This window comes from Streptomyces sp. GL_141 (assembly GCF_057834385.1).
The window spans coordinates 1266797-1292513 of sequence record NZ_CM174402.1 but is presented as its reverse complement, the minus strand read 5'-3'; the positions used below and the strand labels follow the sequence as shown (position 1 = coordinate 1292513).

The 25717-nt window shown below is 73.8% G+C and carries 21 protein-coding genes and 2 pseudogenes; 14 read left to right on the top strand and 9 right to left on the bottom strand.

The window, feature by feature from the left end; translation table 11 throughout:
* Positions 1 to 286: 286 nt before the first annotated feature.
* Both AC3IX6_RS05635 and AC3IX6_RS05630 read right to left on the bottom strand, forming a co-directional pair.
* Complete coding sequence (locus tag AC3IX6_RS05635) at positions 287 to 1114, bottom strand: TetR family transcriptional regulator (protein WP_489369139.1); 828 nt, start codon at positions 1112 to 1114, stop codon at positions 287 to 289.
* Between the two features lie 187 nt (positions 1115 to 1301).
* The gene (locus AC3IX6_RS05630) at positions 1302 to 3128 is read right to left on the bottom strand and encodes a 3-hydroxyacyl-CoA dehydrogenase family protein (protein WP_489369138.1); all 1827 of its coding nucleotides are present in this window, start codon (positions 3126 to 3128) and stop codon (positions 1302 to 1304) included.
* Between the two features lie 428 nt (positions 3129 to 3556).
* Between AC3IX6_RS05630 and AC3IX6_RS05625 the strand changes: the two genes are divergently transcribed.
* Positions 3557 to 4129 (top strand): HEAT repeat domain-containing protein, encoded by a 573-nt coding sequence (locus tag AC3IX6_RS05625; protein WP_489369137.1) that lies wholly within the window; start codon positions 3557 to 3559, stop codon positions 4127 to 4129.
* Here AC3IX6_RS05625 and AC3IX6_RS05620 read toward each other — a convergent pair.
* The 3 genes from AC3IX6_RS05620 to AC3IX6_RS05610 form a co-directional block, all read right to left on the bottom strand.
* Positions 4107 to 4622 (bottom strand): RidA family protein, encoded by a 516-nt coding sequence (locus AC3IX6_RS05620; protein WP_489369136.1) that lies wholly within the window; start codon positions 4620 to 4622, stop codon positions 4107 to 4109. The two genes, AC3IX6_RS05625 and AC3IX6_RS05620, sit on opposite strands and share 23 nt — an antisense overlap.
* Positions 4623 to 4680: 58 nt before the next feature.
* Positions 4681 to 6285 (bottom strand): alpha/beta hydrolase, encoded by a 1605-nt coding sequence (locus AC3IX6_RS05615; protein WP_489369135.1) that lies wholly within the window; start codon positions 6283 to 6285, stop codon positions 4681 to 4683.
* Between the two features lie 123 nt (positions 6286 to 6408).
* The gene (locus AC3IX6_RS05610) at positions 6409 to 7443 is read right to left on the bottom strand and encodes an Rv2578c family radical SAM protein (RefSeq protein ID WP_489369134.1); all 1035 of its coding nucleotides are present in this window, start codon (positions 7441 to 7443) and stop codon (positions 6409 to 6411) included.
* A 122-nt stretch (positions 7444 to 7565) separates the two neighbouring features.
* Between AC3IX6_RS05610 and AC3IX6_RS05605 the strand changes: the two genes are divergently transcribed.
* The 6 genes from AC3IX6_RS05605 to AC3IX6_RS05580 all read left to right on the top strand — a co-directional run bounded on the left by AC3IX6_RS05605 (position 7566) and on the right by AC3IX6_RS05580 (position 13629).
* Positions 7566 to 8369, top strand: coding sequence for a hypothetical protein (locus tag AC3IX6_RS05605; RefSeq protein WP_489369133.1), 804 nt, complete (start codon positions 7566 to 7568; stop codon positions 8367 to 8369).
* A 74-nt stretch (positions 8370 to 8443) separates the two neighbouring features.
* Positions 8444 to 8887: an SRPBCC family protein gene (locus AC3IX6_RS05600; RefSeq protein WP_489371346.1), complete on the top strand. Its 444-nt coding sequence runs from the start codon at positions 8444 to 8446 to the stop codon at positions 8885 to 8887.
* A 158-nt stretch (positions 8888 to 9045) separates the two neighbouring features.
* Positions 9046 to 9879: a M55 family metallopeptidase gene (locus AC3IX6_RS05595; RefSeq protein WP_489369132.1), complete on the top strand. Its 834-nt coding sequence runs from the start codon at positions 9046 to 9048 to the stop codon at positions 9877 to 9879.
* On the top strand, positions 9872 to 11233 hold the full coding sequence (locus tag AC3IX6_RS05590) for a M20/M25/M40 family metallo-hydrolase (RefSeq protein ID WP_489369131.1): 1362 nt from the start codon (positions 9872 to 9874) through the stop codon (positions 11231 to 11233). Before AC3IX6_RS05595 ends, AC3IX6_RS05590 begins: the two co-directional genes overlap by 8 nt.
* The gene (locus AC3IX6_RS05585; RefSeq protein ID WP_489369130.1) at positions 11233 to 13362 is read left to right on the top strand and encodes a S9 family peptidase; all 2130 of its coding nucleotides are present in this window, start codon (positions 11233 to 11235) and stop codon (positions 13360 to 13362) included. The genes AC3IX6_RS05590 and AC3IX6_RS05585 overlap by 1 nt, the downstream gene beginning before the upstream one ends.
* A gap of 33 nt (positions 13363 to 13395) precedes the next feature.
* Positions 13396 to 13629, top strand: a complete 234-nt coding sequence (locus tag AC3IX6_RS05580; protein ID WP_383952930.1) for a LapA family protein — start codon at positions 13396 to 13398, stop codon at positions 13627 to 13629.
* 72 nt (positions 13630 to 13701) lie between these two features.
* Here the strand turns inward: AC3IX6_RS05580 and AC3IX6_RS05575 are convergent, their stop codons facing one another.
* The 3 genes and pseudogenes from AC3IX6_RS05575 to AC3IX6_RS05565 form a co-directional block, all read right to left on the bottom strand.
* Positions 13702 to 14409 (bottom strand): hypothetical protein, encoded by a 708-nt coding sequence (locus tag AC3IX6_RS05575; protein ID WP_489371345.1) that lies wholly within the window; start codon positions 14407 to 14409, stop codon positions 13702 to 13704.
* Positions 14410 to 14435: 26 nt separating this feature from the next.
* Complete coding sequence (locus tag AC3IX6_RS05570; protein WP_489369129.1) at positions 14436 to 15287, bottom strand: aldo/keto reductase; 852 nt, start codon at positions 15285 to 15287, stop codon at positions 14436 to 14438.
* A gap of 70 nt (positions 15288 to 15357) precedes the next feature.
* Positions 15358 to 15627, bottom strand: a pseudogene (locus AC3IX6_RS05565) (aldo/keto reductase); the annotation flags it as partial.
* Between the two features lie 267 nt (positions 15628 to 15894).
* On the opposite strand from AC3IX6_RS05565, the gene AC3IX6_RS05560 reads away from it, so the two are divergent.
* Both AC3IX6_RS05560 and AC3IX6_RS05555 read left to right on the top strand, forming a co-directional pair.
* A complete protein-coding gene (locus tag AC3IX6_RS05560; RefSeq protein ID WP_489369128.1) occupies positions 15895 to 16635 on the top strand; it encodes a helix-turn-helix transcriptional regulator in 741 nt (246 codons plus the stop codon).
* Positions 16636 to 16704: 69 nt separating this feature from the next.
* A complete protein-coding gene (locus AC3IX6_RS05555) occupies positions 16705 to 17604 on the top strand; it encodes an arginase family protein (RefSeq protein WP_489369127.1) in 900 nt (299 codons plus the stop codon).
* A 99-nt stretch (positions 17605 to 17703) separates the two neighbouring features.
* Here the strand turns inward: AC3IX6_RS05555 and AC3IX6_RS05550 are convergent, their stop codons facing one another.
* Positions 17704 to 18255: a DinB family protein gene (locus AC3IX6_RS05550; RefSeq protein ID WP_489369126.1), complete on the bottom strand. Its 552-nt coding sequence runs from the start codon at positions 18253 to 18255 to the stop codon at positions 17704 to 17706.
* Between the two features lie 113 nt (positions 18256 to 18368).
* On the opposite strand from AC3IX6_RS05550, the gene AC3IX6_RS05545 reads away from it, so the two are divergent.
* The 5 genes and pseudogenes from AC3IX6_RS05545 (at position 18369) to AC3IX6_RS05525 (ending at position 25715) form a co-directional block, all read left to right on the top strand.
* A complete protein-coding gene (locus AC3IX6_RS05545; protein WP_489369125.1) occupies positions 18369 to 20339 on the top strand; it encodes a DUF5107 domain-containing protein in 1971 nt (656 codons plus the stop codon).
* A 205-nt stretch (positions 20340 to 20544) separates the two neighbouring features.
* A complete protein-coding gene (locus AC3IX6_RS05540) occupies positions 20545 to 21777 on the top strand; it encodes a sensor histidine kinase (RefSeq protein ID WP_489369124.1) in 1233 nt (410 codons plus the stop codon).
* Positions 21774 to 22448 (top strand): response regulator transcription factor, encoded by a 675-nt coding sequence (locus tag AC3IX6_RS05535; RefSeq protein ID WP_489369123.1) that lies wholly within the window; start codon positions 21774 to 21776, stop codon positions 22446 to 22448. Before AC3IX6_RS05540 ends, AC3IX6_RS05535 begins: the two co-directional genes overlap by 4 nt.
* A 228-nt stretch (positions 22449 to 22676) precedes the next feature.
* Positions 22677 to 23305: pseudogene (locus tag AC3IX6_RS05530) on the top strand (ABC transporter ATP-binding protein); the annotation flags it as partial.
* Positions 23306 to 23369: 64 nt separating this feature from the next.
* Positions 23370 to 25715: an FtsX-like permease family protein gene (locus AC3IX6_RS05525; RefSeq protein ID WP_489369122.1), complete on the top strand. Its 2346-nt coding sequence runs from the start codon at positions 23370 to 23372 to the stop codon at positions 25713 to 25715.
* The last annotated feature ends 2 nt before the right edge of the window (positions 25716 to 25717 follow it).

Sequence of the window (25717 nt, the reverse complement as noted above, 5' to 3'; positions counted from 1 at the left end):
CCTGTGGTGGGGCGGTGCGGGGGCCTGGTGACGCAGGCATCCGGGGCGCGTTCCGTGCCGAGTGGGCTGGACCGCGGGGACATCCGGACGAGATTCAACGTATGGCACCCCGTGTCACTCAGCAAGGCACCGCGTGCCAAAACTTTCTCTCATTTGCCGATTGACCTGCACGGATGAGCGATGATCGATCAGAGTTACCCGCGAGTAGGGGCAACTCGGACAAACGAAAGCGGCCGCCCCCAAAACGGGAGCGGCCGCTGTGACGTGTGTCGCGCAGGCGTGTCGCCTACTTGTTTCTGAGCGCCTCTTCGATGGTCCGCATGACCTCGTCCAGCGGGGCGTCCGTACGGGCCACCGCCACCAGGACCTCGCCCTGCGTGCGCACCGTGGCCGGTGCGGCGGCGGGCTCCGGCGCGGGCGCCGCGCTGAGCGTGCGCCCCGCGCCGATCCCGGAACCGAAGGTCTTGCGCACGATCGAGAAGGCGTGGTCCAGCTGTGCCTCCACGTCGCCCTGCCCGCCCGCCCGCAGCCAGCGCCGCAGCACGTGGTTGTGGGCCGTGACCACCGCCGAGGCGGCGACCTCCGCCAGCAGCGGGTCGTCGTTGCCGTCGTGGTGGTCGGTCTCGTCGAAATGGGCCAGCAGGTACCGGGTGAACAGCCGCTCGTACCGGGCCACCGAGGCGATCTCCCGCTCCCGCAGCGCCGGCACCTCGCGGGTGAGCCGGTAGCGCTCCACCGACACCGCGGGCGAGGCGGCGTACATCTTCATGACTTCCTTGATCCCGCGGCACACCGTGTCGAGCGGGTGCTCGTGCGCCGGGGCCACGTCGAGGACGGCCTCGGCGCGGGTCAGGGTGTCGTCGTGGTCCGGGAAGATCGCCTCTTCCTTGGACCGGAAGTGCCGGAAGAAGGTCCGGCGCGCGACCCCGGCCACCGAGGCGATCTCGTCGACCGTCGTGGCCTCGTACCCCTTGTTCGCGAAGAGCTCCATGGCGGCCGCCGCGAGCTCGCGGCGCATCTTGAGCCGCTGTGCGGCCGCCTTGGTGCCGGCCGGGGTCTCCGGAGCGTCGGAGACCGCGGAGGCGCGGGGTGAGGTCTTGGCGGGCTGGGACATAGAGCGAAAGTACTTCATTCGTGCGGGAGAGCGCTCCCGAGGGGGGTGGGACGGGATGGGATGCGGGGGAGGGCCGGCACTGGGCACACAGTGCTCCTCGGGAGGGTGTGTCCGCCGTGAGGGTCCGGCGGACCCGAGCAGCCCTCCCCACGCATCCTGCTCTTGGGCCCCCTGGGCCTGCCGCGGGTTACCGGCGGGGGGCGTACTCACGGAATCCGCGGCCGGTCTTCCGGCCCAGGCAGCCCGCGGCGACCAGGTGCTCCAGGAGCGGGGACGGGGCCAGGCCCGGGTCGCGGAACTCCTTGTGCAGGACCTGCTCGATGGCCAGCGAGACGTCCAGGCCGACCACGTCGAGGAGCTCGAAGGGCCCCATCGGGTAGCCGCCGCCCAGCTTCATGGCCGCGTCGATGTCGTCGATGCCGGCGTAGTGCTGCTCGACCATCTTGATCGCGTTGTTGAGGTACGGGAACAGCAGCGCGTTCACGATGAAGCCGGCCCGGTCCCCGCAGTCCACCGCGTGCTTGCGCACCTGACCGCAGATCCCGCGGACCGTCGCGTGCACGTCGTCGGCGGTCAGGACGGTCCGGACCACCTCGACCAGCTTCATCGCCGGAGCCGGGTTGAAGAAGTGCATCCCGATCACGTCCTCGGGCCGCGAGGTCGCACGGGCGATCGCGATCACCGGGAGCGAGGAGGTGGTGGTGGCGAGCACCGCACCGGGCTTGCAGGCCTTGTCCAGCGCCCGGAACAGCTCCTGCTTCACCTCCAGGTCCTCGGCGACGGCCTCCACGGCCAGGTCCACGTCGGCGAAGGCGTCCAGCGAGCCCGCCGCCGTGATCCGGCCCACGGTGGCGGCGGCGGCCTCCGCCGTCAGCCGGCCGCGGTCCACGGCGCGGGCCAGCGACTTGCCGATCGCCGCCTTCGCGGCGTCCGCCTTCTCCTGGCTGCGGGCCGCCAGCACCACGGGGAAGCCGGCCTGCGCGAAGACCTGCGCGATCCCGCTCGCCATCGTGCCCGAACCGGCCACGCCCACCGAGTTCACCGGACGGCTCGCCCGGACCAGCTCCCCGTCCGGCGGGGTCTGCAGGTCACGGACGACGACCTGGCTGCCCGGGGCCTCGTACGTGTAGAAGCCGCGCCCGGACTTCTGCCCGGTCAGGCCCGCCTCGGCGAGGTGGCCCAGGATCGGGGCCGGGGCGTGCAGCCGGTCGCCCGAGGAGGTGTACATGGCCTCCAGGACGGTGCGGGCGGTGTCCACGCCGATCAGGTCGAGCAGCGCGAGCGGGCCCATCGGCAGGCCGCAGCCCAGCTTCATCGCCGCGTCGATGTCCTCGCGGGAGGCGTACTTCGCCTCGTACATGGCGGCGGCCTGGTTGAGGTAGCCGAACAGCAGGCCGTCGGCGACGAAGCCCGGGCGGTCGCCGACCGCGACGGGCTCCTTGCCGAGCTCGCGGGCCAGCGTGGTGACCGCCTCGACGGCCGGCGGGGCCGTCAGGACGCTGGAGACGACCTCGACCAGCTTCATCGCCGGGACCGGGTTGAAGAAGTGCAGGCCGACCACGCGCTCCGGGCGCTGGGACTCGGCGGCCATCCGCGTCACCGACAGGGCGTTGGTGCCGGTGGCCAGGATCGCGGTGGGCCGGACGATCGCGTCGAGCTCGCGGAAGATGCGCTGCTTGAGCTCGTAGGACTCGGGGACCACCTCGATGACGAGGTCGGCCTCGGCGGCGGCGCCCAGCTCGGAGAAGGTGCGGAAGCGGGCGAGCACCGCCTCGCGCTCCTGCTCGGTGAGCTGCTCCTTGACGACGGAGCGGGCGGTGGCCGCCGCGAGGGCCGCGGTGGCCCGGCGGGCGGCGGCCTCGCTCACGTCGATGCCGATGACCTCGCGGCCGGCCCGGGCGAGGACCTCGGCGATGCCGGAGCCCATCGTGCCGAGACCGACGACGGCGATGGTCTGCAGGGCGGGGCGGGAAGAGGAGGAGGAGGACTGACTGGACGTGGACGGAAGGTCCATCGCGGGACTCCAGTGGAAGAGGGTGACGACTGAGGGGGCGCGCGGCGCACGGCGCGCGCGGATGCCGTACGGAAGAGCCGTGCGGAGAAGCCCAGGCCGCGGGATCCCGGAAGGAGGGTGCCCGGAGGGAAGCGGCTCGGAGGGGCGGAAGCGGCGGAGCCCTGTCCCGGGGTCACACCGTGAGGTCGTACGGAAGCCGTACGGGTCGTGCAGAACCGACTGGTACGAGGTGGCTGCGTCACCAGGCCGTCCTCGTACGTGTTGTAGGGACAGTAACCCGCCGGCAACTGCTCCGCCAGAGCGGGGAGATGTGACCTGTACCGCCCAAATGTACCGATCATCGATCATCGATCAAACGGTCGCCCGCAGGGCCCGCACAAGTCCCGGAACCCGGCACGGCGACCGTCGCGGCCCCCTAGGGTGGGCGGGTGAACGACGTGTTGGAGCGCCTGCGGGCGGAAGCCGCGCAGGCACCGGAGTACGAGGCGCTGCTCGCGGCGGACGCCGACGCCCTGGCGGTCTCCCTGACCTCCGCCGGGCTGCCGCTGTGGGCCCGCGAACTGGCGGCGTACCGGCTGGGGCTGGCCGGCGACCGGCGCGCCTTCGAATCCCTGGTGCTGCTGCTGAACCACCGGGACCCGCCGCGCTGCGAGGCCGCCGCGCAGGCGCTGGCCGTCCTCGGGGACCCGCGCACCGCCCGCGCGGCGGCGGCGCTGGCCACCAACGAACTGCGCACGGCCTACGCCCTGCACCCGGTCCGGCTGCTGGCGGCGCTGCGCGCCCCGGAGTCCGCCCCGGCGCTGATCCGCACCCTGTCGCGGCTGCTCGCGCCGCACGACCCGTACTGGCGGGTGGCCCTGGCCTGTGTGGAGGGGCTGGGCGCGCTGGCCGACCAGCGGGCCCGGGAGGTCCTGACCCGGGCCCAGTCCCACCCCCGGCTGGCCGTGGCGGCGACGGCGGCCCTGCGGGGGCTGGACCTCAGCGAGCGAAGCCGGTCTTGAACCCGGTCCCGAAACCGGCCCCGGGACCGGTCCGGAACCCGGTCTCGGTCTCGGTCCCGGAGCGCGACCCGGTCCCGGCCGGCTCCGGGACGACCGCGAAGGCCTCGACCTCCAGCAGCAGTTCGGGCCGGAACAGCGCCGACACCTGGACCGCCGAGGAGGCCGGGAGGCGGTCCGGGGCGATCACCTCGTCACGGGCCTCCCGTACCGCCGGGAGGTGGGCGACGTCCGTGACGAAGTACGTCAGCTTCACCACGTCGTCGAAGGTGGCCCCGGCGGCCGCCAGGCACCGGCTCAGGTTCTCGAACACCTGCCGGGCCTGGGCGGCGGCGTCGCCCTCTCCGACCAGCTCGCCCTTCTCGTCGAAGGCGCACTGCCCGGACACGGCGACGAAGCGGCCGGTACCCCAGACGACGTGGCTGTAGCCGGTGCCGGGGGCCACGCCCTCGGGCGCGGCGATGCGGGTGAGGTGGTTGTCCTGTGAGGTGGTCATGGACACGATCTTGCCCTCTGTGGGGCGGGCCTGAACGGCAAGATCCGAAAGAGGTGGTCTAGCCCCGGAAGCCCAGCAGTCCGTGCAGCGCCGCGCCGCCCGCGGACGGCGGGACCGCGCGGGTCGCCGGGGTCGGGGTGGGGGCCGCCTGGGCGGGGCAGACGGCGTCCGCGGCCTTGCCCGTCCGCAGGTACGCGGCCAGCTTCTCGTCGAGGCACTTGTTGCCGCTCAGGGCGATGCCGTGGTTGCCGCCGCCCTCCTCGACCACCAGCGCCGAGCCCGCGAGCTTGCGCCGCATGCTCACCGCGCCCTCGTACGGGGTCGCCGCGTCCTCGGTCGCCTGGAAGAGGAGCGCCTGCGGGAGCGCCGAGTTGGTGACGTCCGGGGCCTCCAGCGGCTCGCCCGGCCAGAACGCGCAGGGGGCGTTGTACCAGGCGTTGTTCCAGGTCATGAAGGGCGCCTTGGCGTGCGTGCGCCACATGTCGGCCCGCCACTGGTTCCAGTTCCGGGGCCAGGCCGAGTCCCGGCACTGCACGGCCGTGTACACGCTGTAGCTGTTGCCCGCCGAGGGCTCCACCGCGCCGAACTTCTCGTAGGCGGAGACCAGCGGCTTCGGGTCGCCCTCCACCGCGAACGCGGCGAAGGCCGTCGCGAGGTGGGGCCAGTAGCCGTTGAAGTAACCGCCCGGCATGAAGGTGTCCTCCAGCTCCGCCGGACCCACCTTGGCGCCCGCCGGGGCCGTGCGCAGCGCGCTCCGCATCGCGTACCAGCGGGCCTCGACCTCGGCCGGGTCGGTGCCCAGGTGGTACGTGGAGTCGTACCGGGCCACCCAGGCCATGAAGGCCTTGTGGCGGGAGTCGAAGGCCTGGTCCTGGGCGAGGTTGTCCTCGTACCAGACCCCGGCCGGGTCGACGACCGAGTCCAGGACCAGGCGGTGCACGCGGTCGGGGTGGAGCTTGGCGTACACCGCGCCCAGGTAGGTGCCGTAGGAGTAGCCGAAGTAGCTCAGCTTGTCCGCGCGCAGGGCGGTACGGAGCACTTCGAGGTCACGGGCCGCCGACACGGTGCCGATGTACGGGAGGACGTCGGCGTGCTTGGTCTGGCAGGACTCGGCGAAGGACTTCACCCGCTCCAGGTTGGCCCGCTCGGTCTCCTCGTCCAGCGGCACCGAGTCGGGCCGTACGGGGGTGAAGTGGCCCGCGCCGCAGTCCAGGGCGGGCTCGCTCTTGCCGACGCCACGGGGGTCGAAGCCGATCACGTCGTACTGGGCCGCCACGTCCTTGGGTAGTGCGGAGGCGATGAACCCGGCCAGGGTGCGGCCGCTGCCGCCGGGACCGCCGGGGTTGACCAGCAGCGGGCCCTGGGAGCGGGCGGCCGTGTGGGGGACCCGGGTCAGCGCGAGGGAGATCTGCCGGCCGGCCGGGCTGTCGTGGTCGAGGGGAACCTTGAGGGAGGCGCACTGGAGCGTCGGGTAGCGGGAGGTCGCGCAGTTGGACCACTTCAGGGCCTCGGCGGCCGGGGCCGGGGCCGCCGGAGCCGTGGCCGCGGCCGTGACCGGGCTCGCCAGGGCGGCGGCGAGGGTGGACACGGCCAGCAGGACGGCGGCGCGCCTCAGAGCGGGACCGGGCTTGTTCTTCACGGGGTGCAGCATCGGGTGCAGCATGGGGCCTCCCAGCCGAGGGTTCTGGGCGGAATCGTCCCGGAACCTGCGCCCGGAAGGGGGGATTGGGGCCCCGATTGGCCCGATGTGATGACCCTTCAGTCGGTCGTACGGTCGTACGGGTGCTCAGAGCAGGCTGAGCTGGGTCGGCCCGGGCGCGGGTGCGGGCCCGTCCGGCCGCTCCGGTAGGACGATCCGCCGGGCCGGTCGCGGGCCGCCGGGGCCGATGCCGAATTCGGCGGCGAGCTCGTGGACTTGACGGGTGATCATCCGCTGGTACCAGGTGGGCGCGTACGAGCCGCCCGCGTACATCCGCTCGTACCGCCCGACCAGGTGGGGGTGGTGCTCGCCCAGCCAGGCCGTGAACCACTCGCGCGCCCCGGGGCGCAGATGGAGTACCAGGGGTGTCACGGAGGACGCGCCCGACTCCGCGACGGCCCGGACGGTGGCCCGCAGCTGCTCCGGGGAGTCGCCGAGGAAGGGGATCACCGGGGCCATCAGCACCCCGCACTCGATGCCGGCGTCGGTGAGGGTGCGGACGGCCTGCAGCCGGGCGGTGGGGGAGGGGGTGCCGGGCTCGACCGTGCGCCACAGGGCGGTGTCGGTGAAGCCGACGGAGACGGAGATCCCGACGTCGGCGACGGCCGCGGCCTCCTGGATGAGGGGGAGGTCGCGCAGGATCAGCGTGCCCTTGGTGAGGATCGAGAACGGATTGGCCCGCTCCCGCAGCGCCTCGATGATCCCGGGCATCAGGCGGTAGCGGCCCTCGGCGCGCTGGTAGCAGTCCACGTTGGTGCCCATCGCGATGTGCGCGCCGGTCCAGCGGGGCGAGGCGAGCTCGCGGCGCACCAGCTCGGGGGCGTTGGTCTTGACGACGATCTGGGAGTCGAAGCCGATGCCCGTGTCGAGGTCGAGATAGCCGTGCGTCTTGCGGGCGAAGCAGTACACGCAGGCGTGACTGCATCCCCGGTACGGGTTCACGGTCCATTCGAACGGCATCCGGGAGGCGCCGGGGACCCGGTTGACGATCGACCGGGCCCGGACCTCGTGGAAGGTGATCCCGCGGAACTCGGGGGTGTCGAAGGTGCGGGTCACGACGGAGTCGGCGCCGAAGAGCGCAGCCGGGCCCGTGGCGCCCGCGGTCAGGTTGTCCCAGCGCATGGTGCGCCTCCCTCGGTGGTTCGGCTCTCGGCTCTCGGTCCGAGAATAGAACAAACGTTCCCATGATCGTGCGGGGTCCATACCCGCTTGATCGCGGCAGGGCCGCGTGAGAGGTTCGCCTGATGGCGCGCATGGGGATCGTGGTCTGCCTTCCGGGTGAGGCCCGGGGCAGGCTCGAAGAGGCAGTGGCAGAGGCGATGGCCCCGTTCGAGCTGGATTACAGCGGGGACGAGGCGTTCGACATCTGGGACGGGTGGTGGATCTCGGGCGGCGTCCGCGGAGGCGGCTTCGAGCTGCTGCCGGGCTGCGAGGACGACCCGCGGCTCGTGCACGAGGACCCGGGGCCCAGCCTGCCCGGCCGGTGCGCCGGCGGCCCGCGGGAGGCGCTGGCTCTCGCCGAGATCCGGGCGGAGGGGGCCGCCCAGGCCGCTGCGGCCTGGGACCTGTGGCAGGAGCTGGTCCCGCTCCACCCGCCGTTCGTGCCGGAGCGCGAGGTCTCGCAGCGGAACTGGTCGAACCCCGAGGAGTTCCGGATCGAGATGCGAGCGCAGTCGGAAGCCCGGGTCGCCTTCGACGCCCAGCCGCTGGTCCTCGCCTACCGCGAGGGCATGGCGGCCCTACAGGCCGCGCACCGCGGCCACGACCTCACCGGCATCCTCCACGGAGGCTCCGCGCACTCCGTCTCGCGCCTCGGGAAGCAGGAGTTCGTGGACGAGGAGACCGCGTGCCTGCCCTACTTCCCCTACGTACTCACCCTCGACGGCTGGTGGTGCGGAGAGGAGGGACCGGTCCACGGGGCCTGCGGCGGTCCGGCGTCCTGCCCGCACCCCGCGCCGATAGTGGAGCCGCACCGGTACGGCGCCGCGCGCTACCTGGAGGCCCTGCCCGGAGACACCCTCCTCGTCCGTGTGCGCTGCCACCTCTGACCCGGATTTGGGCGCCCGCCCCGGAGGTGGTTGGCTTCGCGGTGACGAGCGAACACAACTGCTGGAGGAACGCCATGGCGCAGGTCGAGGCCACCACGGAACGCATCATCGGGGCGGACGCGGAGACCGTGTTCGACGCGCTGGCCGACTACACCGGGACCCGGGGCAAGGTGCTGCCCGAGCACTTCAGCGAGTACGAGGTGCGCGAGGGCGGCGACGGCGAGGGCACCCTCGTCCACTGGAAGCTCCAGGCCACGAGCAAGCGGGTCCGCGACTGCCTGCTGGAGGTCACCGAGCCCACCGACGGCCAGCTCGTGGAGAAGGACCGCAACTCCTCCATGGTCACCACCTGGACGGTCACCCCGGCGGGCGAGGGCAAGTCCAAGGCCGTCGTCATCACCGTGTGGAACGGCGCCGGCGGCATCGGCGGCTTCTTCGAGCGCACCTTCGCGCCCAAGGGACTGGCCCGCATCTACGACACCCTCCTCGCCAACCTGGCCACCGAAGTCGAGGGCTGAGCAAGGCCGTTGCCGGTGGGGCCCGGAACACGGCCTCACCGGATCGGGTGAAATGAAGCCGCCCGCGACCGGGCGCGGCATGGGCGTGGCCCCGGGGTCCGGCGGGGGTCGGAAGGCTAGGGTGGGGCCCTGAGCGCTACCGACCGCCCGGGGGCCCGATGAAGATCCTCATCTCCGCCGACATGGAAGGCGCCACCGGCGTCACCTGGCCCGCCGACGTGCTGCCCGGGACCCCGCAGTGGGAACGCTGCCGGACCCTGTTCACCTCCGACGTGAACGCCGCCGTCCTCGGGTTCTACGACGCCGGGGCGGAGCGGGTCCTCGTCAACGAGGCCCACTGGACCATGCGCAACCTGCTGCTGGAGCGGCTCGACGCCCGCGTCGAGATGCTGACCGGCCGCCACAAATCCCTCTCCATGGTCGAGGGCGTCCAGCACGGGGACGTCGACGGCATCGCCTTCGTCGGCTACCACACGGGCGCCGGCGAGGAGGGCGTGCTCGCCCACACCTACCTCGCCAACTCCATCACCGGAGTCTGGGTCAACGGGACCCGCGCCAGCGAGGGCCTGCTCAACGCCCACGTGGTCGCCGAGTACGGCGTCCCGGTCATCCTCGTCACCGGAGACGACCTGACCTGCGCCGACGCCGCCGGCTACGCCCCGGACGCGGTGACGGTCGCCGTCAAGGACCACGTCTCGCGCTACGCCGCCGTCTGCCGCACCCCGGCCCGTACGGCCGCCGACATCCGGGCCGCCGCCAAGGAGGCCGCCGCCCTCGCCGTCCGGTACGAACCGGTGCGGGGCGGGCCGTTCGCGGTGGAGGTCGAGTTCGACGCCGAGCACCTGGCGATGGCCGCCACGGTGGTGCCCGGAGTCGAGCGATCGGGTGAGCGTAGGGTCGGGTACACCAGCGGGACGATGTACGAGGGGATCCGGACCTTCAAGGCGGTCACCACGATCGTCTCGGCAGCGGTGGAGGAGCAGTATGGCTGACATGTCCGGTCCGGAGACCGTGGTGCCCGGGAACACCCCCGTCGACCGGGTGGCGCTCGACGAGGCCGTCGAGTTCACCTCCGGCCTGATCCGCATCGACACCACCAACCGCGGCGGCGGTGACTGCCGGGAGCGCCCGGCCGCCGAGTACGTCGCCGAGCGGCTGGCGGACATCGGTCTGGAGCCCGCACTGCTGGAGCGCACCGCGGGCCGCACCAACGTGGTGGCCCGGATCGCCGGCACCGACCCCACCGCCCCCGCCCTCCTGGTCCACGGCCACCTCGACGTGGTCCCGGCCGAGGCCGACGACTGGAGCGTGGACCCCTTCTCGGGCGAGGTCCGCGACGGGGTGGTCTGGGGCCGCGGCGCCGTCGACATGAAGAACATGGACGCGATGGTGCTGGCCGTCGTACGGGCCTGGGCGCGGGCCGGCGTGAGACCCCGGCGGGACATCGTGATCGCCTACACCGCCGACGAGGAGGACAGTGCGATCGACGGCTCGGGCTTCCTCGCCGACCACCACCCCGAGCTCTTCGAAGGCTGCACCGAGGGCATCAGCGAATCCGGTGCCTTCACCGTGCACACCGCGCCCGGACAGGCCCTCTACCCGATCGCCGCCGGCGAACGCGGCACCGCCTGGCTGAAGCTGACCGCGACCGGCACCGCCGGACACGGCTCCAAGCCCAACCGGGCCAACGCGGTCAGCAGGCTCGCCGCCGCCGTCGCCCGCATCGGCGAGCACGAGTGGCCGGTCCGCCTCACCGACACCGTCACCGCCTGCCTCACCGAACTCGCCGCCCTGCAAGGGATGTCGGTGGACCCGAGGGCCCCCGGATTCCAGCTCGACCAGATCCTCAACAAGCTCGGCCCGGCCGGCGCGCTCGTCGAAGCGACCGTCCGCAACAGCGCCAACCCGACCATGCTCAGCGCCGGTTACAAGCTCAACGTCATCCCCGGCACCGCCACCGCGTACGTGGACGGCCGGATGCTGCCCGGCGGCGAGGCCGAGTTCGCCGCCACCCTCGACGAGCTCACCGGCCCCGACGTGCGCTGGGAGTTCCACCACCGGGAGGTGGCCCTCGAAGCCCCCGTGGACGGGCGGACGTACGGGATCCTGCGCGAGTCCGTGGAGACCTTCGACCCCGAGGGCCACGTGGTGCCCTTCTGCATGGCGGGTGGCACCGACGCCAAGCAGTTCTCCCGGCTCGGCATCACCGGCTACGGCTTCTCCCCGCTCAAGCTGCCGCCCGGCTTCGACTACTGGTCCCTCTTCCACGGAGTCGACGAGCGGGTGCCCGTCGACGCCCTGCACTTCGGGGTCCGTGTCCTCGACCGCGCCCTGCGCACCCTGTGATGACCGCGCGCGGCGACGGCACCGCCCCCTACGGCAGCTGGCCCTCGCCGATCGGCGCCGCGCTCGCCGCCTCCCTCGACGGGAGGCCGGAGTACGTCGCCGCGGTCGGCGCCGAGGTGTGGTGGACGGCGCCCCGGCCGACCGAAGGCGGCCGTCGCGCCCTGGTCCGCCGCCCCGCGGACGGCGGGCCCGCGGTCTGCGCGCTGCCCGCGCCGTGGAACGTGCGCAGCCGGGTCACCGAGTACGGCGGCCTGCCCTGGGCGGGCGCCGAACGCCCCCTGGGCGGACCGCTGGTGGTCTTCGTCCACTTCGCCGATCAGCGGCTGTACGCGTACGAGCCCGATGCGCCCGGCAGCCCCGCGCCGCGGGCCCTGACCCCCGTCTCGGCGGTCGGCGGCGGGCTGCGCTGGGCCGACCCGGTGCTGCGCGACGGCGAAGTCTGGTGCGTGCTGGAGGAGTTCACCGGAACCGCGCCGACCGATGTGCGCCGCGTACTGGCGGCCGTACCGCTGGACGGGTCCGCCGCGGAAGACCGCTCCCTGGTGCGGGAGTTGACCGACGACCGGTACCGGTTCAGCACCGGGCCCCGGCTCTCCCCCGATGGGCGGCAGGCGGCCTGGCTGGTGTGGGACCACCCGCGGATGCCCTGGGACGGTACCGAGCTCAGGCTCGCCGAGGTCACCCCGGACGGCCGGCTCGCGAAGGCCCGTACGGTGCTGGGCGGACCCGAGGAGGCCGTCGCCCAGGTCGAGTGGACCACCGGCGGAAGGCTCCTCGCGGTGAGCGACCGGGGCGGCTGGTGGAACCCGTACCGGGTGGACCCGGAGACGGGCGGGGCCGTCAACCTGTGCCCCCGGGAAGAGGAGTTCGGCGGGCCGCTGTGGAAGTCCGGGCTGCGCTGGATCGCCGCGCTCCCCGACGGGCTCGTCGCCGTCCTGCACGGCCGGGGCTCCTCGGTGCTCGGCGTGCTCGACCCGGAGAGCGGGGACCTGGTCGACGCGGCCGGGCCGTGGACGGCCTGGCAGCCCACGCTCGCCGTCAGCGGCAGCCGGGTCTACGGGGTCGCGGCCAGCCCGCGCAGCGCGTACGAGGTGGTGGAGCTGGACACGGCCACCGGGCACGCCCGGGCGGTGGGCGGCCGCGGCTTCCCGGGGGCGGACGGGACGGACCCGACAAGCCCGACGGGCGGGACGGTCCCGAAGGCCCCGACAGGCGCGGCGGGCACGGCCGTTGGGGCCATCGGCTCCGTCGGCTCCGTCGGCTCCGGCGGACCGGGACCCGCTGACCGGGCGGACCCCGCGTACTACCCGGAGCCGCAGAGCAGGACCTTCTTCGGCCGGGGCGGACGGGAGATCCACGCCCACGTCTACCCGCCGCACCATCCCGTACTGCGGGCGCGGGCCGACGAGCTGCCCCCGTACGTGGTGTGGGCGCACGGCGGCCCCACCGACCACGTGCCACCCGTACTCGACCTGCACATCGCCTACTTCACCTCGCGGGGCATCGGCGTCGTCGAGGTCAACTACGGGGGCTCCACGGGCTACGGCCGCGCCTACCGGGAACGGCTGCGCGAACAGTGGGGCGTCGTCGACGTCGAGGACTGCGCCGCCGTGGCGCGGTCCCTGGCCGCCGAGGGCACCGCCGATCCGGACCGGCTCGCGATCCGGGGCGGCAGCGCGGGCGGCTGGACGGCCGCGGCCTCGCTGGCGTCCACCGACCTGTACGCGTGCGCGGCGATCATCTACCCGGTCCTGGACCTGACCGGCTTCGCCGCCGAGACCCACGACCTGGAGTCCCGCTACATCGACGGCCTCGCCGGACCCCCGCAGACCCTGGCCCTGCGCAGCCGCGAGCGCTCCCCGGTGGCCCGCGCCGACCGGATCACCGCGCCGTTCGTCCTGCTCCAGGGCCTGGACGACCCGGTCTGCCCGCCCGCGCAGGCGGAGCGGCTGCTGGCCGCGATGCGCGGGCGTGCGGTGCCCCACGCGTACGTGGCCTTCGAGGGCGAGGGGCACGGCTTCCGGCGCGCGGACACGATGGTCCGGGCGCTGGAGGCGGAGCTGTCGCTGTACGCGCAGGTGTTCGGGTTCGAGCGGGCGGACATCCCCCGTTTGGCCCTGTCCGACTGAGCCCCCGGGACGCCGCGGCCGGACGATGGGACCATGAGCTCCCACACGTCCAAGAGCCGCGGCAAGGGCCGCGGGCAGATCACCCCGGGCCGCGCGGGCATCGCAGCGCTCGCGGTGCTCACCCTGGTGTTCATCTTCGAGAACACCCGCCCCACCAAGATCCGGCTGCTGATCCCCCAGGTGACGATGCCGCTCTACGTCGCCCTGCTGATCGCGGCGGTGCTGGGCGGACTGTGCGGGGCCTACTTCGCCCGGCGGCGCAAGTAGCGGTCCCCGCAGGCCTCGTAGCTCCCGCAGCCGGTCCGTAGCCGCTCCGACTCAGGGGACCGGGACGGGCGGTCAGCCCGAGTGGACCCACACCCGGAGCGGGCCGATGGCCGTGAAACCGTGGCGCAGCGCCGTGTCGAGGTCGTCCCCCGACTCGTAGCCGACGAGCGCCAGGCCGGGCCAGAGCGAGGCCGTCAGGGCGAGCGCGCCCGCCCAGGCCTCGTCGTCCGGGGTGCCGTCGGCGGTGAACACGTTGGAGATGCCGACCACCTCGCCGGTGCGGTTGGCGGCGGCCCCGGCGAGGATCCGGCCCTCGGCGTCCCGCCCCGCGAGGAAGGCGATCTCCCCGGCCTCCTCCATGAGCAGCCCCGGGTGGAACAGGCCGGAGCTCTCCTCGCCGTCCCAGGCCGTCTCCCACGCCTCCAGCTCCACGGGGCCGGAGATCCGGCTCCACTCCAAGGCCGGGGCGGCGGATGGAGCGGACGCCGGGCGGTGGATCCACTCGGCGCCGAAGAGGACCTCGAAGCCGGCCGGAGCCAGGTCGAGGACGGCGAAGCTGTCCTTGACCGAGGCGCGCGGCGCGACGGTGTCGATCCCGGCGAGCAGGGCGGCCGTATCGGTGTCCCGGGTCAGGGTCACGGCGTCCGGGTAGTAGAGCGGGGTCGGACGCGGGCTGCTCCAGGCCTGGGCGGTGAAGCCGCCGCCGCGGCAGACGGCGGCGCACCACGCGGCGTTGTTGTACGCGGCCGCGAGGAGGAGCTGTTCGGTGTTCGGGGTGATGATCACATCGGGATCCTGCCACAGCGTCAGTTGTCCAGGCGGCGCTTGCCGAGCCAGGCGACCATCTCCGGGTCGCGGTGGTCGAAGAACAGGGTGGAGCCGGTGTCGAGGGCGGCGATCCGGGCCATCTGGTCGTCGGTGAGCTCGAAGTCGAAGACGTCGAAGTTCTGCGCCATCCGCCCGGGGTCGACCGACTTCGGGATCGTGACGATGCCGCGCTGGACGAGCCAGCGGAGCACGATCTGCGCCGCGGACTTCTCGTGCGCCGCGCCGATCCCGGTGAGGACGGGGTGGGTGAACAGGTCGTTCTTGCCTTCGGCGAATCCGCCCCAGGACTGGTGCTGCACGCCGTGCTCGCGCATGAGCTCGTGGTCGGCGCCGCGCTGGAAGAAGGGGTGGGTCTCGATCTGGTTGACCGCCGGGGTGACCTCGTTGTTCAAGGTCAGGTCCAGCAGCCGGTCCGGGTAGAAGTTGGCGACGCCGATGGCCTTGGCCAGGCCCTCGCGGTTGACGGCCTCCATGGCGCGCCACTGGCCGTACACGTCGCCGAAGGGCTGGTGCATCAGGTACAGGTCGACGTGGTCCAGGCCCAGCTTCTTCAGCGAGGTCTCGAAGGCACGCCGGGCGTTGTCCTGGGCGGGGGCGTCCTGCACCCACAGCTTGGTGGTGACGAACAGGTCCCCGCGCGGGATGCCGGAGGCCCTGACGGCACGGCCGACCGCCTCCTCGTTGCCGTAGGCGGCCGCGGTGTCGAGCAGCCGGTAGCCGGCGGCGAGGGCGTCGGAGACGGCCCGCTCGGTCCGCTCCGCCGGGATCTGGTAGACGCCGAAGCCGAGGATCGGCATCTCGACGCCGTTGTTCAGGGTGACGCGCTGCATGGGGGTCTTCCTTGTCGCTCGGACGTACGGGGTCATCGGGGCGGCCGCACGGTCATCGGCGGCCACGGCCGGTGGAGCGGATCGTGCCGGTCAGGAAGCCGCGTCCGAGCGGGGAGAAGGGAACCAGGCCGATGTTCGGCTCGCGCGGCACCGGCAGCACCCGCTCCTCCACGCCCCGGGTCCACGGCGAGTACTCCGACTGCACCGCGGTGACCGGGTGGACGGCGTGGGCGCGCCGGACGGTGTCCGGTCCCGCCTCGGGCGGGCCGAACGCGCGAACCTTGCCCGCGGCCACCAGCCCGGCGACCGCACCGGCCGTCTCCTCGACGGGCGTGTCCGGCCTCCAGATCACGCAGCTTGACGTACCGCATCGGCACTCTCCGCTCCGTCGTCTTCTCCGGCGGTGTCCACCCTCACCCGCCCGGCCCCTGCCCGCTGCGCGCGACGCGCGGTCACCGGCGGACGGGCGGCGGACGGACGGTGGACGGTTCTCGTGTACCCACCCTCGCGCCTTTCCGCGCCCGCAGGCAGGGCGGGCCGTTCAGGGGTAACGCCAGGGCCCCCCACCGCACCGCCGGCCAGGGCGGCGCGGTGTGACACTGAAGTCATGGCATCCGAGGTCACCCCGACCCACCGGACGAACAGCGAGGGCGCGGAGCTCGGCACCTTCCTGCGCGCCCGCCGCACGCGGACCAGCCCCCAGCAGGCCGGCCTCACCGTCGGCACCGGGCCGCGCCGCACCCCGGGGCTGCGCCGCGAGGAACTGGCCACCCCCGCCGGGATCGGCATCGACTACTACGTGCGCATGGAACGCGGCAAGGAGACCCGCCCCAGCCCCCGCCGGTGCACGGCCGCACCGTGCGCCCCCACCTCGGAACCGCTGCTGGACTCCCTGCGCCCGAACCCCGCCTACATCGTCGGCCGCAGCATGGACATGCTGGCCTGGAACCCCGGTGGTCTCGCCCTGTACGCCGGGCTGGACGACTGGCCCGCCAAGCACCGCAACCTCGCCCGCTGCCTCTTCCTCCACCCCGCCGCCCGCGAGCTGTTCCCGGACCGGGACCGCCAGATCACCGGCTGCGTCGCCCGGCTGCGCGCCGTCGCGGGCATCGCCCCCGACGCCCCGGACCTGACCCGGCTCGTCGGCGAACTCCTCCTGAAGAGCCCCGACTTCGCCAAACTCTGGGAACGCTACGACGTGACCGGCCGCAAGGCGGCGGACAAGGTCTTCCAGCACCCCCGCGTCGGCAGGATCACCCTCACCGCCCAGTCGGTGGACCTGGAGGGCACCGCGGGCCAGCGCCTCGGCGTCTACAGGGCCCCGGAACGGTCGCTCGACCCGTCCTGACCGCGAACGCCCGGGCGATCACGGCCGAAATGCCTCCTCCCGGGGTACGGCATCGCACAGGATGAGTGCATGCGAACCCTCGTGCTCCTCGACGCACCGTCCAATCTCGGGCTCCGCCCCCCGGCCCCGGGGGCCGTTCCCGGCGTGTACAAACTGGCCGGGGCCCTGCGGGAACAGGGCCTGCTGGCCCGCCTCGGCGCACGCGAGGGCGGGGTCGTCGTCCCGCCGCGCTACGACCGGGGCGACTGGAAGGAGGGGGACGGGGTGTTCCACGCCGGCCCCCTCGCCGAGTACACCGTCGCCCTCGCCGACCGGATCGAGGACCACCTGCGCTCCGGGGAGTTCCCCGTCGTCCTCGGCGGCGACTGCTCCATCCAGCTCGGCGCCTCCCTGGCCATGCGGCGCCTCGGGCGGTACGGCATCGCCGCGATCGACGGCTCCGCCGACTTCCGTCACCCCGGCAACGAGGACGTCAACGGGCCCGTCGGAGCGGCCGGCGGCGAGGAACTGGCGCTCGCCACCGGGCGCGGCCAGGCGGACCTCGCCGACCTGGAGGGCCTCGGGCCCTATGTGCGCGACGAGGACGTCCGGCTGTTCGGGCTGCGCGACGGGGACCCGGACCTCCCCGAGCTGCGCGCCGCCGGGATCTTCGCCGCCACGGTCGGGGCGATCCGCGACCGCGGCGCCGGTCCGGTGGCCCGTACCGCGCTGACGGGACTGCAGCCCCCGGCCACCGCCGGGTTCTGGGTCCACCTGGACGCCGACGTCCTGGACCCGTCCGTGATGCCGGCCGTCGACAGCCCGGACCCCGGCGGCCTGATCCCCGACGAACTCGCCGAACTGCTCGGGGTGTTGATCAGCTCCCCGCGCTGCGTCGGGCTCAACGTCACCATCTACGACCCGGACCTGGACCCGGACGGGCGGGCCGGAGCCCTGCTCGCGGACCTGGTGGCGGGAGCCTTCGCGTAGATCGCGTAGATCGCGTAGATCGCGCAGACCGGCCGGGCCGGGCCGGTGCAGCCCGGCCCGCCCCCGCCCGGCCCGCCGTCGGGTGCCGGTCTGCCGTGCTCAGACCCCGATCGCGCCGTCGATGCGCTCGCGCAGCAGGTCCGCGTGGCCGTTGTGCCGCGCGTACTCCTCGATCATGTGGATCAGCACCCACCGCAGCGAGACCTCGCCCCGCCACGCGTCCTTCCCGGACACCTCCAGGTCCGGCGCCCGCTCCGTGAACGCCTGCGCGAACCCCACCTCCGCCCGCCACGCCTGCCAGGCTTCCCGGATCACCTCGGGCGTCGGTGTCGCGCCGTCGAAGTCCCCGTCGGGGGCCGCCGCGGACCAGAACAGGAGCGGAACCTCCTGCCCGGCCAGCACCTGCCGGAACCAGCGCCGCTCCACGTCCGCGAGGTGGCGGACCAGGCCCAGCAGTGAGAGCGTGGAGGGCTCCACCGACCGCTCGGCCAACTCCGGCCCCAGATCCGCGCACTTGAGCCTGAGCGTGGCGCGCTGAGCCCCCAGCATGTCCACGAGCATCCGTCGTTCGTCGCCCGTCGTCGGTCCCGTGAACCGGCTCTCGGACTCTTCCCCGTCGAAGAGCTGACCTCTTCTGATCACGTCGCTCATGCCCTTCAGGATCGGACACCGGCCCGCGCGAGAGAAGGCTTTGCGTAATCCTGACCGGTGGTGATGCGCCGAATCCCTGTGCACCGGCGGCCGTGGCGTGTTCCATTTCCCTCATGGCCACCACCGTCCGCCGCTCCGTACTGACCCTCCCCGCGGCCCCGTTGGGTCCCGAGAACCCCCTGCCCGCCCTCCGCGACTCCGGCGGGGTGCACACGCTGGACGAGCGCTCGCGCGAGGGCCTCCCACGCGACATGGCACGCCAGATCGGGTACGAACCACTGCGCTCGCTGCTCCCCGCACGGATCCGGGACGGCTATCAACGGCAGCGCACCGAGCGGGACTTCGAGACGATCGTCATCGAGAACGCGCACCTGCGCGCCACCGTCCTGCCCGGTCTCGGCGGCCGGATCCATTCGCTCGTCCATCTCCCCACCGGACGCGAACTGCTCTACCGCAATCCGGTGTTCCAGCCCGCCAACTTCGCGCTGAACGGCGCCTGGTTCTCCGGCGGCATCGAGTGGAACCTCGGCGCCACCGGCCACACCACCCTGTCCTGCGCCCCGTTGCACGCCGCGCTCGTCCCGGCGCCCGACGGGGGAGTCATGGTGCGGCTCTGGGAGTGGGAGCGGCTGCGCGACCTGCCGTTCCAAGTGGACCTGTGGCTGCCCGAGGACTCGGAGTTCCTCTACGTCGGCGTCCGCGTGCGCAACCCGCACGAGCGGCCCGCACCCGTCTACTGGTGGTCCAACATCGCCGTGCCCGAGGAGGCCGCCACCCGCGTCCTGGCCCCGGCCGACGAGGCCTGGCACTTCGGGTACGAACGCTCCCTGCGCCGCGTCCCCGTACCCGGATGGGAGGGCACGGACCGCACGTACCCGCTGCGCAGCACGTACCCCGCCGACTTCTTCTACGAGGTCGAAGCCGGGACCCGGCCCTGGATCGCCTCCCTCGACGCGGAGGGGCGGGGACTCGTCCAGACCTCGACGGCCCGGCTGCGCGGCCGCAAGCTCTTCGTCTGGGGCGCGGGCGAGGGCGGCCGGCGCTGGCAGGAGTGGCTGACCGAGCCCGGCACGGGCGGGTACGCGGAGATCCAGGCCGGGCTCGCCCGGACCCAGCTGGAGCACGTGCGGCTGGAGGCGGGGGCGGAGTTCAGCTGGCTGGAGGCCTACGGAGCCCTGTCCGCGGACCCCGTCGCCGTGCACGGGGACGACTGGGCGGCGGCCCGCGCCGCGGCGGGCACGGCGCTGGAGTCCGCGCTGCCCGCTCCGGCCGTGGACGCGGCGTACGAGGCGTGGCGCGGGTGCGCCGACACCGAACCGGGGGAGCGGCTGTCGGCCGGCTCCGGCTGGGGCGCCCTCGAGGTGCTGTGCGGGGGCCACAAACTGCCCGGCACCCCCTTCGGCGAGGACACCCTCGACGAGGACCAGGCCCCCTGGCTGGAGCTGTGGCGCACCGGGGTCTTCCCCGCCCCGCGCCGCGTGACCCCGCCCGGCCCGAGCCTGGTCGCCCCGCACTGGCGGGACATGCTGGAGACGGCCCCGGCGGACCCGCTGACCGAGTACCACCTCGGGGTCGCCCAGTGGCACGCCGGGGACATCGCCCAGGCGGTACGGAGCTGGGAGCGCGGGCTGGCGCTGGCCCCCTCGCGGTGGCCGCTGCTGCGGTGCCTGGCGGTCGCCGACGACCTGGCCGGCGACCCGGCCCGGGCGGCCCGCTGGTACGCCGAGGCCTTCGAGGACCTGGCCCAGGAGAGCCGGGGCGGCGCGAGCTGGCAGGCCGCCGAATCGGCGCTGGGCCGGGAGGCCCTGGCGTCCCTGCTGGCGGCGGGCCTGCTGCCGCAGGCCCGCTCGGTGTGGGACCGGCTGCGCCCCGCCCTGCGGGAGGAGGGCCGCTTCCGGCTGGCGGCGGCCCGGCTGCTCGCGGCGGAGGGCCATGTGGGCGCGGCCCGCCGGGTCTTCGAGGAGGGCTTCGAACTGCCCGACCTCCGCGAGGGCGAGGAGACCCTCTCGGAGGTCTGGTCCACCCTCACGGACCGCCCGCTGCCGGCCGCGTACAACTTCCGGATGCGCCCGCCGGGGGACTAGGACCTGTTGGCAAACTCCCGCCGTCGTCCGAAGGTCGGCCGGGCGGCAGGCGGGAGTGTGACGACATGCCCTGGACCGGGGTCTTGCCGATCAGGCCGGGCCCGGCCGGCTGCGCCGTCTCCTCCCTGTACTACCTGGGGAGTACGCCGGAAACGCTACGCCGGAGTGACGCCTGCCCGGCCGGGCACGGCCTAGCGTGGGCGGTATGGACGAGCAGCGCGAGCGCCCGGGGGTTCCTCCGTGGCAGCGATGGGTGGAGCGGACCGGGCGGGGCCCGGCCTGGCGCTCCTCGCTGCTCGTGGCCGTCTTCGCGCAGGTCGGCTCGGGATGGGCCGCGCAGCAGCAGAGCGGGCGCGTGGCCCTGGACGGCTTCGCCCGGCTCCTGCTGCTGCTCGGACCGCTGCTGCTCGTGTGGCGCCACCGGTACCCGGTGGCCGTGGCGTACGGGGTCAGCGCCGTCACCCTGGTGTACATCGGCGCCGGGTTCCCCTACGGCCCGGTGTTCGTCAGCCTGGCCCTGGCCTGCTTCGCAGCCGTCGTCGCCGGACACCGCAGAGCCGCCTGGGGGGCCGTCGGGCTGCTCTGGGCCGGCCACCTGCTCATCGGCCACTGGCTCTACCGCCTGCTCCCGCCCGCCGGGGACGGCCCGGCGCCCTGGACGCAGGAACTGGGCGTCACCGCGTGGGTGCTCGCCATCCTCACCGTCTCCGAGCTCGTCCTCATACGCCGGGAACAGTGGGCCCTCGCCCGCGCCGAGCGGGCGGCGGCCGAGAAGCGCCGGGTGAACGAGGAGCGGCTGCGCATCGCCCGCGAGCTGCACGACGTCCTCGCCCACAGCATCTCGGTGATCAACGTCCAGGCGGGAGTGGGGCTGGCCCTGCTCGACGCCGATCCCGAGCAGGCCCGTTCGGCGCTGACCACCATCAAGGCGGCCAGCAAGGAGGCATTGGGCGAGGTCCGCCAGGTCCTCGACACCCTGCGCACGCCCGGCGACGCACCGCGCGCGCCCGCCCCCGGTCTCGACCGGCTCCCCGAGCTCGCCGAGCAGGCCGCCGCGGCCGGGCTGAGCGTGGACATCGCGACGGACGGGGACGCCCGGGCGCTGGCGCCCGGGGCGGACCTCGCCGCCTTCCGCATCCTCCAGGAGGCGCTGACCAACGTGGTGCGGCATTCCGGTTCGCGCACCGCCCGGGTCCGCCTCTCCTGGCAGCCCCGCGTCCTGGAGCTGCGGGTGGACGACGACGGCCCGGCCACGGGCGGTCCGGCGGGCGGCAGCGGCAACGGCCTGGTGGGCATGCGCGAGCGGGCCGCGGCCCTCGGCGGCACCATCGAGGCCGGCCCGCGCCCCGACGGCGGCTTCCGCGTGATCGCCCGGCTCCCGCTGAAGGCCGACCCGGCGGCCGCACCGAAGGCCGTCCCGTTCCAGGAGGATCCGTGATCCGTGTTCTGCTCGCCGACGACCAGCTCCTCGTCCGGGCGGGGTTCCGGGCCCTGCTCGACGCGCAGCCGGACGTCGAGGTGGTGGGCGAGGCCGCCGACGGCGACGAGGCCGTCCGCCTGGTGCGCGAGCTGCGCCCGGCCGTCGTCCTCATGGACATCCGGATGCCGGTGTGCGACGGGCTCGCCGCCACCCGGCGGATCACCGGGGACGCGGCACCGGCCGACGTCAGGGTGGTCATGCTCACCACCTTCGAGCTCGACGAGTACGTCTTCGAGGCGCTCCGGTCCGGAGCCTCGGGCTTTCTGGTCAAGGACACCGAACCGGAGGAACCGCTGCGGGCGGTCCGGGCGGTGGTGGACGGCGACGCACTGCTGTCCCCGGGCGTCACGCGCCGCCTGATCGAGGAGTTCGCGGCCCGCTCCAAGCAGCCCGCCGCCGACGACGCGGGCCTGGGCCTGGACCGGCTCACCGAGCGGGAGCGCGAGGTGATGGCCCTGGTGGGCCTCGGCCTGCCCAACGAGGAGATCGCCCGCCGGCTGGTCGTCAGCCCGCTCACCGCGAAGACCCACGTCAGCCGGACGATGGTGAAGCTCGGCGCCCGCGACCGCGCCCAACTGGTCGTCCTGGCCTACGAGTCGGGGCTGGTCCGGCCCGGCCGGCTCGGCTGATTCCCGCCCGCCAGGCCCCGTACTCCCCTGGTGGTACGCGCGGTGCAGCCGGCCGTACGACGACCCGGACCCCCTCCCGGAGCCAGTCTCGGAGTGTGACGCACACGCCCACACTTCCGAGGAGCCGAACCGAGATGAACACCCTCACCACCCTCGCGTACGACGGGCCCGGCCCGTGGATCCTGTTCTTCCCGCTGATCTGGGCGGCCGTGGTGCTCGGCGCCGTCACCGTCCGGTTCCGGCAAGTCCACCCTGATGCACTGCGCCGCCGGTCTCGACACCCTCACCTCCGGATCCGCCTCCATCGGCGGTACGCAGCTCGGCGCACTCGACGACCGCGGGCTCACCCTGCTGCGCCGCGAGCGCGTCGGCTTCGTCTTCCAGGCCTTCAACCTGATTCCCACCCTCACCGTCGCCGAGAACATCACCCTCCCGCAGGACCTCGCGGGCAGCCGCGCGGACGGTGCCTGGCTCGACAGCCTCATCGACGTCGTCGGACTGCGCGACCGGCTGCACCACCGGCCCGCCGAACTCTCCGGCGGCCAGCAGCATGGGGTATCCCCAGCGAAGGGAGGGGAGGCGTCGCTGTGGCCCGCGCGCTCGCCGGCAGCCCCGATGTCGTCTTCGCCGACGAGCCCACCGGCAACCTCGACTCCCGTTCGGGCGAGGAAGTGCTCGGGCTGCTGGGCCGGGCGGTGTGCGACATGGGCCGTACGGTCGTCATGGTCACCCACGACCCGGTGGCCGCCGCCCACGCCGACGAGGTGGTCTTCCTCGCCGACGGGCGGCTGGTCGACCGGATGGCGGGTCCCACCGCGGACCGCGTCCTGGACCGGCTGAAGTCGTTCGACACCCGCCCGCCGACACCCGCCCGCCGACCGACACCCGCCCGTCGGCGGCGGCCGCCCCGGGGGAGGCGTCATGAGCACGAACGGTGCCCGCACCGTGCTGCGGCTGAGCACGGCCTCGCTGCGCGCCCACAAGCGGCGGTTCGCCGGGACCTTCACGGCCGTGCTGCTCGGCGTCGCCTTCCTCGCCGCGACGCTCGTCATGGGAGACACCCTCCGCGCGAGCTTCGACAGCATGTTCGCCGGTGCGACCAGCGGTACCGACGCCGTGGTCCGCAGTTCCCGCGTGGTGACCGTCCCGGGCGAGGCCCAGGGCGCCCGGCAGCCCGTACCGACCGCACTCGTGGAGGAGATCCGGCGCACCCCGGGCGTGGCCGCCGCGGCCCCGCCGTCCAGGGCGCGGGACAGCTCGTCGGCTCCGACGGCGAACCGATCGGTGGCCAGGGGCCGCCCACGCTCGCCGGGAACTGGATCGCGGACCCGGAGCTCAACCCGTACCGGCTCGCGGAGGGCCGGGCAGGTGCGAGCCGGTCCGGGAACCAGCCAGGGCGAGCTGGTGGAGACGCTCACCGCGATGCTGCCGCAGGGCGTCGAGGTGATCACCGGAGAGGAATCGGCCCAGGAGAACACCGACATGATCTCCGGTCGGTTCCTGGACCTCTTCACCCTCATGCTGCTCGTCTTCTCGGGCATCGCGCTGCTCGTGGCCACCTTCAGCATCCACAACACCTTCGCGATCGTCGTCGCCCAGCGCACCCGCGAGAACGCCCTGCTGCGGGCGCTCGGTGCCTCCCGGCGCCAGGTCGTCGGCGGCACGCCGGCCGGGGCCGCCGTCGTCGCGTTCGTCGCCTCGGCGCCCGGGCTGCTCGCCGGCATCGGCTTCGCCGCAGGGCTCCAGGCCCTCTTCCCGGCCATCGGATTCCCCTTCCCCGAAGGGAACTTGGTGATCAGCGGCCTGTCGATGGCCCTTCCCCTCCTCGTAGGGGTCCTGGTCTGCCTCGGCTCGGCCGTGCTGCCGGCCGTACGGGCCGGACGCACGGCGCCGCTGGCCGCGCTGCTCGACAGCGCGGTGGACCGCTCGGAGGCCTCCCGGTCCCGTACGGTCACCGGCGCGGCGCTGGGCGCGGCCGCCGTCGGCCTGCTCCTGACCGGGGTGCTCGCCGTACCGTCGCTGTGGCTGTCCGGGGCGGGCGCGGCGCTGGCGACGGCCGCGTTCGTCGTCCTGGGTCCGGTGGCCTTCTTGTCCGCCGTCCGGATGCTCGGCCGGCCGCTGGAGCGGCTGCGCGGGGTGACCGGCGCCCTCGCGACGCGCAACGCGCGGCGCAGTCCCCGGCGGACGGCGTCCACGGCGACCGCGCTGATGATCGGCGTCGCCGTCGCCTCCCTGTTCACCGTCTTCGGCGCGTCCCTGAAGGCCACCATGGACCGGACCGTGTCGCGTTCCTTCGCCGATGACGTGGCCATCAGCGCCCCGTCCTTCGGCGCGGGCGGCAGCGGACTGCGCCCGAAGCTGGCACCGGCCGTCGCGGCGCTGCCCGAGGTGGCGGGCGCGGTGGGCCTGGGCAAGGGGGTCGCGGAGGTCGACGGCTCCGGGCGGGCGGTGACCGTCACCGACCCCGTCGCGCTCGCATCCGGCCTCGACCTGGGCGCGGTGTCGGGAAGGTTCGACGCACTGGGAACGGACGGCATCGCGGTGTCCGCGAAGGAGGCCGCGCGGCACGGCTGGCGGCTCGGCAGCACGGCCGAACTCGCCTTCACCGACGGGCAGAAGCAGCCCTTCACGATCCGCGCGGTGTACGAGTGCTCCGAGCTGGCCGGCGACTACGTCATCACGAGGGCGGCTTGGGCGCCGCACCGGGCGCAGGACACGGACTCGCTGGTGAGCGTCACCTTCGAGGACGGAGTGTCGGCCGAGGCCGGCGCGGCGGCGGTCGAGCGGACGGCCGCGCTGTACGGCGGCCCCGAGGTACAGACGCGCGAAGCGTACGCGCAGTCGTCGGCGGGCGGCATCGACATGATGCTCACCCTCGTCTACGCGCTGCTCGCCCTCGCCGTGCTGATCGCCCTGCTGGGCATCGCCAACACGCTGACCCGCGCGGTCCACGAGCGCACCCGCGAACTGGGACTGCTCCGGGCCGTCGGCCAGACCCGGGGCCAGCTGCGGGCGATGGTCCGCTGGGAGTCGGTCCTGGTCGCCGCGTTCGGCACGGCAGGCGGTCTGGCGCTGGGCGGCGTCCTCGGATGGGTCCTGGTGAAGGCCTCGGAAGGGGCGAGCGACAGTGCGTTCGCCTTCTCCGTCCCGCCGCTGCAGCTCACCCTGGTCGCCCTGGTCGGCGTGGCGGCGGGTGTCCTCGCGGGCTGGCGCCCGGCGCGGCGGGCGGCGCGTCTGGACATCCTGCGCGCGGTCGCCACCGACTAGGC